Source organism: Pseudomonas sp. GM84, from assembly GCF_000282535.1.
Taxonomy (GTDB): domain Bacteria; phylum Pseudomonadota; class Gammaproteobacteria; order Pseudomonadales; family Pseudomonadaceae; genus Aquipseudomonas.
Genome location: NZ_AKJC01000142.1, coordinates 1 through 3,798 on the forward strand (window position 1 = coordinate 1; position 3,798 = coordinate 3,798).

Sequence of the window (3,798 nt, forward strand, 5' to 3'; positions counted from 1 at the left end):
GGCAGCTGCGCCCAGCCGATGACGCAGATCCACTGGGAGCGGGCCATGTACTGCCAGCCCTGCGACCTGCGCAGCTACCCCCGCATTTCACCGAGCATGATCGTGCTGATTACCCGCGGCGACGAGATCCTCCTGGCCCGTTCGCCGCGCTTCGTCACCGGCGTCTACAGCACCCTGGCCGGCTTTGCCGAACCTGGCGAGTCGGCCGAGGACTGCCTGGTGCGCGAGGTGCGCGAAGAGGTGGCGATCGAGGTGCGTAACATCCAGTACGTGGGCAGCCAGTGCTGGCCGTTCCCGCACTCGATGATGCTGGGCTTCCATGCCGAATACGCCGGCGGCGAGATCGTCATGCAGCCGGACGAGATCGAGGACGCCAAGTGGTTCAGCGTGCACGACCTGCCGCCGCTGCCGGCGGGGCGCTCCATTGCCCGTTACCTGATCGACCTTTATGTGGCCCGCCGCCTAGGCCTGCCCGAACCAGTGCTGCCAAACTAGACGCACGGTCAACGCCAGCACCACGGTGATGAACACCGGGCGGATGAACTTGCTGCCGCCACTGATCGCCGTGCGTGCGCCGAAGAAGGCGCCGACCATCACCGACAGGCCCATGCACAGGCCGACGATGTAATCCACCTGCCCGGAAATGATGAACACCGTCAGCGCCGCAATGTTGCTGACGAAGTTCATGCTGCGCGCCACACCGCTGGCGCGGACCAGGTCGATGGGGTAGAGCAGCAGCGTGCTCACGGTCCAGAACGCGCCGGTGCCGGGACCGGCCACGCCGTCGTAGAAGCCCAGGCTGAAGCCTTGCGGGAACTGCCATTTCTTCTTGATCGGTGCGTCGGCATCCAGCGGCGCCTTGGGCGTGCCGCCGAACAGCAGGTAGAGGCCGCAGGCGAAGACCACCACCGGCAGCATCTTGTTCAGCCACTCGGCCGGCAGGTAGTGGGCGATCGTGGCGCCGAGCAGCGCGCCGAGCAGGGTGGCGAGCAACGCCGGACGCCACTGCGCCGGGTGGAACAGCTTGCGCTTGTAGTAGGTGAAGCCGGCGGTGGCCGAGCCGAACGTCGAACTGAGCTTGTTGGTGCCCAGCACCAGGTGCGGTGGCATGCCGGCGGTGAGCAGCGCCGGGGTCGTGAGCAGGCCACCCCCGCCAGCGATGGCATCGATGAAACCGGCGACGAAGGCGACCAGGGCGAGGATCAGCAGGGTGAGGGGTTCAACGGTGAGTTCGAAGGGCATTGGGTTCTGGCAGGCTGGGAGGCAGGGGTGCGGCAAACTGCCGCGCTGTGAAGTTGGGCATGGTAATCCTGGGCGCACTCTGTTGCCAGCACCGGCGATAGGGCCGGTATGAACAACCTTCAACTACGGATAAACGCCAGCAAATCCGCATTGATCACATCGGCATGGGTAGTCGGCATGCCATGCGGGAAGCCCTTGTAGGTCTTCAGCGTGCCATTGGGCAGCAGCTTGGCCGACAACGGTCCGGAGTTCTCATAGGGCACGATCTGGTCATCATCGCCATGCATCACCAGCACCGGCTGCTGGATGCGCTTGAGGTCTTCGGTGAAGTCGGTCTGGGAAAACGCCACGATCCCGTCGTAATGGGCCTTGGCACTGCCGATCATGCCTTGCCGCCACCAGTTGCCGATGATGCCTTCGGACGCTTCGACACCCGGCCGGTTGTAGCCATAGAACGGCCCGGCCGGGACATCGCGGTAGAACTGCGCACGGTTGCTGGCCACCTGGGCCTGGAAACCGTCGAACACCGACTTGGGCAGGCCGCCGGGGTTGCCTGGGGTCTGCACCATCAGCGGGGGCACGGCGGCAATCAGTACCGCCTTGGCCACTTTGTCGCCAGGGTAGCGGGCCATGTAGCGCACCACTTCGCCGCCGCCGGTGGAGTGGCCGACATGCACCGCGCCCTGTGTTCCCAGGTGCTCGACCACGGCGGCGACGTCGTCGGCATAGTGGTCCATGTCATGGCCGTCCCACACCTGGCTGGAGCGCCCATGGCCACGGCGATCATGGGCGACGACCCGGAACCCCTGGCCTAGGAAGAACAGCATCTGCGCGTCCCAGTCGTCGGCAGTCAGTGGCCAGCCGTGGTGGAAGTGGATGACCTGCGCATCGCGCGGGCCCCAGTCCTTGTAGAAGATCTGAACGCCATCCTTCGTTGTTACGTAGCTCATGGTCGCGTCTCCTCTGTGCAGGGGGATTGCCAAGTGAGCTATTGAGAATAGGAGAGATTCCTGTGTTGTCAGTACTGGCCTCATCGCTGGCAAGCCAGCTCCCACAGCTACCCCATGGTTCTCAGGCACAGTGGGGGGGCACCTGTGGGAGCCGGCTTGCCGGCGATGAGGCCGGCACAGGCACACGCGTCTTCAGACCCGATCGCGCATCCGATACCAGGCCTTGGCCGCAGCCTCCAGTGGTGCGGCCAGCAAATCACCACCGGGGAATCGCCCGTTGTCGATGCCCTGGTACAGACTCAACAGGTCATCGTCACCCAGAATCGCATCGCTGACCGCCCGCGCCGCCGCCAGGGTCGGCAGCACGCCATGCCCGGAAAAGCCTTGCAGCCAGTAGCGCTGGCCCTGGCGGCCAACGTCCGGGGTGCGCTGGAAGCTGCAGTCGAGGTGTCCGCCCCAGGCGTAATCGATGGCCACGCCGGCGAGTTGCGGGAATACCCGTTCCAGGTAGGGGCGGGTGGCGCTGGCGACATCCTTGGGGATGCCGCCCAGGTAGGTGCAGCCACCGCCAAACAGCAGGCGGTGGTCGGGGGTGAGGCGGAAGTAGTCGGGCACGAACTGGTTGTCGATCACGCAGCTGTTGCGCGGCAGCAGCGAGCGTGCGACATCCGCCTCCAGCGGCGCGGTGGCCACCTGGTACGATCCGACCGGCAACAGCCGGCGCGACAGGCTTCGGTCAAGGCGGTCGATGTAGGCATTGCAGGCCAGCACCAGCACCTCGCAGCGCACTTCGCCCTGGGCGGTACGGGCGATATGACCGCTGGCCGTCTGCTGCAGCTCCAGCACCTGGCTCTGCTCGAAGATCTGCCCGCCGTGGGCCTCGATGGTAGCGGCCAGGCCCTGGGCCAGCTTCAGCGGGTTGAGGTGTGCGCCCTTGGCGTCGTACAGCGCGGCCTGGTAGCGCGGGCTGTCGATCCACTGCCCCAGCTCGTCGCGGCCGATCAGGTGCAGGGCGTCATAGCCCCATTTGTGCTCGGCTTCGTGCAAGGCTTCTTCCAGCAGTTTCACCCGGCGCGGCAGCACCGCCGTCCACAGGCTGCCCAGGCGGTAGTCGATATCGAAGCCATGGCGCAGGGGCAATTCGCGCAGCTCGTCGGCCGCCCAGCACATGCTCTGCCACAGGCGCCGGGTGCGTTCCACGCCCAGGGCCTTTTCCAGCGGCGGCATGTCGCATGACCAGCCCAGCAGGGCCTGGCCACCGTTGCGTCCGGACGCAGCCCAGGCTACGCGGCTGGCTTCCAGCAAGGTCACACGTTTACCGGCCAGGGCCAGGCGCAGAGCGGTGTGCAGGCCACTGAAGCCGGCACCGACGATCAGCACATCGGTGTCGTGCGAAGCTTGCAGGGTGGGGCGCAGAGGGATGCTGGCGGGGTAGGTCTGGGCGTAGTAGCTGGCGACGTGCTGGGCGGATTGCTTGAACATGCCGGGGCCTCGTGAAAATTATTGTGATTATTTTCATGAAAACTTAGCAGGAAAATTTCACGGCGCCAATTCGTTCGTTGTTTCGGGTGATAGATGGGTAGGTCTGCACTGGCCTCATCGCCGG

General features: G+C 65.5%; 4 protein-coding genes. 1 reads left to right on the forward strand and 3 read right to left on the reverse strand.

From position 1 onward, the window contains the following. The coding region (nudC, locus tag PMI38_RS12905) for an NAD(+) diphosphatase (protein WP_008094608.1) at window positions 1-495 on the forward strand (495 nt) is incomplete at its 5' end. Here nudC and PMI38_RS12910 read toward each other — a convergent pair. The 3 genes from PMI38_RS12910 to PMI38_RS12920 form a co-directional block, all read right to left on the reverse strand. After that, window positions 463-1,242, reverse strand: coding sequence for a TSUP family transporter (locus PMI38_RS12910; protein ID WP_008094609.1), 780 nt, complete (start codon window positions 1,240-1,242; stop codon window positions 463-465). The genes nudC and PMI38_RS12910 overlap by 33 nt on opposite strands. Window positions 1,243-1,361: 119 nt before the next feature. Then, window positions 1,362-2,192, reverse strand: coding sequence for an alpha/beta fold hydrolase (locus tag PMI38_RS12915; RefSeq protein ID WP_008094611.1), 831 nt, complete (start codon window positions 2,190-2,192; stop codon window positions 1,362-1,364). Between the two features lie 192 nt (window positions 2,193-2,384). After that, window positions 2,385-3,674 (reverse strand): NAD(P)/FAD-dependent oxidoreductase, encoded by a 1,290-nt coding sequence (locus tag PMI38_RS12920; protein WP_008094613.1) that lies wholly within the window; start codon window positions 3,672-3,674, stop codon window positions 2,385-2,387. Window positions 3,675-3,798 lie beyond the last annotated feature (124 nt).

What these genes read in the sequence shown, in the direction of transcription:
- PMI38_RS12910 (WP_008094609.1), bottom strand. Translation starts at nt 1,242, where the DNA reads ATGCCCTTCGAACTCACCGTTGAACCCCTCACCCTGCTGATCCTCGCC.
- PMI38_RS12915 (WP_008094611.1), bottom strand. Translation starts at nt 2,192, where the DNA reads ATGAGCTACGTAACAACGAAGGATGGCGTTCAGATCTTCTACAAGGAC.
- PMI38_RS12920 (WP_008094613.1), bottom strand. Translation starts at nt 3,674, where the DNA reads ATGTTCAAGCAATCCGCCCAGCACGTCGCCAGCTACTACGCCCAGACC.